Annotated in this window: 2 protein-coding genes and 1 pseudogene; 2 read left to right on the top strand and 1 reads right to left on the bottom strand. The window is 45.6% G+C overall.

Annotation, left to right across the window (positions count from 1 at the left end; all coding sequences use genetic code 11):
- Positions 1–202: pseudogene (locus BOW52_RS16630) on the bottom strand (type II toxin-antitoxin system RelE/ParE family toxin); the annotation flags it as partial.
- Between the two features lie 486 nt (positions 203–688).
- Here BOW52_RS16630 and BOW52_RS16625 point away from each other — a divergent pair.
- Positions 689–1,156, top strand: a complete 468-nt coding sequence (locus BOW52_RS16625) for a mobile mystery protein A (protein WP_078485205.1) — start codon at positions 689–691, stop codon at positions 1,154–1,156.
- Positions 1,153–1,746, top strand: a complete 594-nt coding sequence (locus tag BOW52_RS16620) for a mobile mystery protein B (RefSeq protein WP_078485204.1) — start codon at positions 1,153–1,155, stop codon at positions 1,744–1,746. The genes BOW52_RS16625 and BOW52_RS16620 overlap by 4 nt, the downstream gene beginning before the upstream one ends.
- Positions 1,747–2,812 lie beyond the last annotated feature (1,066 nt).

The raw sequence follows: 2,812 nt of genomic DNA, 5'->3' as shown, positions 1-2,812 counted from the left end.
ACGAATAGGGTCGCCTTTACTTTGTACTCGCAACTCTTTCATGTTGCTGTAATCCGAACTGTTCACTGTGTCGGCATGGGGTCTACCTAACATCGGCCCGCTCCCTGAGTAGCAGCATTGAAGCCAAGACATTACCCCTGTCGGTATCATCGAGTGCGTCGTACCACTCATCAAAGGCATCCGTCGTCTCAACTTCCCACATGGCTACCTCGAGTAAAATATAGCATAGGTACTATATAGGTGAAAACCTATATTGTCAAAGAGCGATCCTTGGTGGGATTGGAGTTAACACCTAGTTGACTCTACCTCGACTTAAAGCCGCTGCTGCATCTTCTTTGTCGTTCGCTCACGCTCTCAACTACGAATAGGCAGACGGCGTCGACTATCGGGGACTAACCGCCCTCACTTCGCTCTCCATGGCGGTCAGCGCCAGAAACTTTCAGTATGTGTTCTGTCTGTGGTCGGGGGATTACCGCCTGAATCAGGCTGCATGATCCCTACTTATGAGAACCATTATTAATGGGGGGATTACCCTTTCGGGTAAACTGCGCCCGAAAGCGAATAAAGAAAATCAACATATAGCTAAACTTCTCTTCGTTCATGGTTTAGCTTTATATAGACTTATAGTTTTTTATAGTATAGATTTAGCTAAACTAATAATGGTTTAAATTATAGATAAGGTCATCCGATGGGCATCGAAGCGGTTGTTTTAAAGCAATATCAAAACAAGGTGAACCAAACTTTAAAACAGTTTGGTGACTATGCAATGCCTAGCTCTGAGGGATGGCTTAAAACAGTTCGCAAAGCGCTTGGAATGTCAGGCTCGCAATTGGCAAACCGCCTTGGTGTTACCAAGGGACGGGTTTCACAAGCGGAATCTGCTGAGCTATCAGGAAGTGCCACGCTTAAAAGTATGCAAAGCATGGCGCAAGCTATGGATTGCCGTTTTCTCTATGCAGTTATTCCTAAAAAAGAGATTGAAAACCTAATCAGAGATCGAGCAGTATTAAAGGCAAAGGAACAGATTAAAGCGGCATCCACACAGATGGCACTTGAAGCGCAGGCGCTCAGCGATGAACAACTTGCCTTTGAGGTCGATCGCCTTGCCTCTGAGATCATCGAGAAAATGCCTTCTGATTTATGGAATGATGAATGAGTAATGAGTTAGTTGAACCAGATGGCGCAACGCCCCTCGATCCTGATGAAAAAGAAGGGCTTCGTTTTAAGCACATTACAACCAGAGGCGAGCTTGATCAGTTGGAGCAAGCTAATATCGTTGAAGGTATGCAGTGGCTTAAAAAGCAAAAGAACCCAGATATATTGATCGAAGGATTTACGCGCGATTTGCACAAACGGTTATTTGGGCAAGTTTGGCAGTGGGCAGGCACGTTCCGTAAAACGGAAAAGAACATCGGTGTTGACCCTATCCAGATCGCAATTCAGTTGCGACAACTATTAGATGATACGCACTACTGGATAGAGCATAAGACCTATCCACCAATAGAGCTTGCTGCGCGTTTTCATCACAAGCTTGTATTGATCCACCCATTTCCTAATGGAAATGGTCGCCATGCACGCATCATGGCGGATTCAATACTCACCAAGCTCATGGGCGCACCTGCGATTGATTGGGCAGGAGGCTACAAATTAGAAGCAATGAATGAGCGCCGTGATCAATATATTGCGGCACTCAGAGCCGCCGACAAGCATGATTTTGACAAGATGTTTGAATTTGTCGGTGCGTAAGATTTTTGATCAGGTAAAATAACGTGCTTTTCTAGCATACCATTTGCTCGAAAAGGTATTTTTAACAATGGGTACAAGTTTGGGTACAAACTAAGGTTTTTAGGGTATGGCGGATAGCAATTTATTAATGAAATCAAGAGAAGACGCACGTTTTCTATAATCTCTTCACCAATGGTGCGCATGTCTTCCCGGTCCAATCCTCTAAGCCAGTCTCGAACGGGTTAAGATCCGGAGTCCGTAGCGAAGAAGAACACTTGAAGTACCAGATCGTTGTCGTTGTTCATGGCTCTAACTGCACCAGAACTGGTGCGATTCTCAAGTATAAATATCAAACTAAATTCCTTAAAAACGATGACCGGGGAGTCGCTATTTTTGCGGAAGCTTGTTTTGGGCCTCCAAGCCCAAGCAAGCTTCTTCGTCGTCCGCTCGCGCTCTCAACTACGAATAGGCAGACGGCGTCGACTATCGGGGACTAACCGCCTTCGCTTCGCTATCCATGGCGGTCAGCGACCGTTTCAATATGTTGATCTATATTGGTAGAGAACTCTGAAAGCAACTCTTCCTGTTTCGCATTAAAGGCAGATAAAAGCTCAATCTCTTCGGTAAGAAATTTTGGAATAAGGCGTAATGTCATGTATGTAGTCCGCTTCTAAATGTCCGCTACTGGCCGTTAATTGTCATCTCCGTTTGTTGACATGGACTGCTCTTCCCTGAAACGAATAGACGCTTCTTTACTGGGAGGATCGATTGGATAATGGATAAACTCATACTCTTCGATAAGAGTGACCGAAGCGGACTACTGGTCATGCATTAGGTATCGTCTGCTAATCACTCAAAGTGGGACGCCTGTGAAACGTGAATTTTCCCGTTGGCTTCGTGCTGTATGGAACAGCAAGAGGTCAACTAGGTGTTAACTCCAAGGGAGTACCCATTGCCATTCGTGGACAGAATTGACAATCATTCCATTGCTGACCGCCATGGATAGCGAAGCGAAGGCGGTTAGTCCGCGATAGTCGACGTCGTCTGCCTATTCGTAGTTGAGAGCGTGAGCGAACGACGGAGAAGA

The sequence above is a fragment of the Solemya pervernicosa gill symbiont genome (assembly GCF_002020875.1).
Lineage (GTDB): Bacteria > Pseudomonadota > Gammaproteobacteria.
This window is presented reverse-complemented; position numbering and strand designations above follow the sequence as displayed.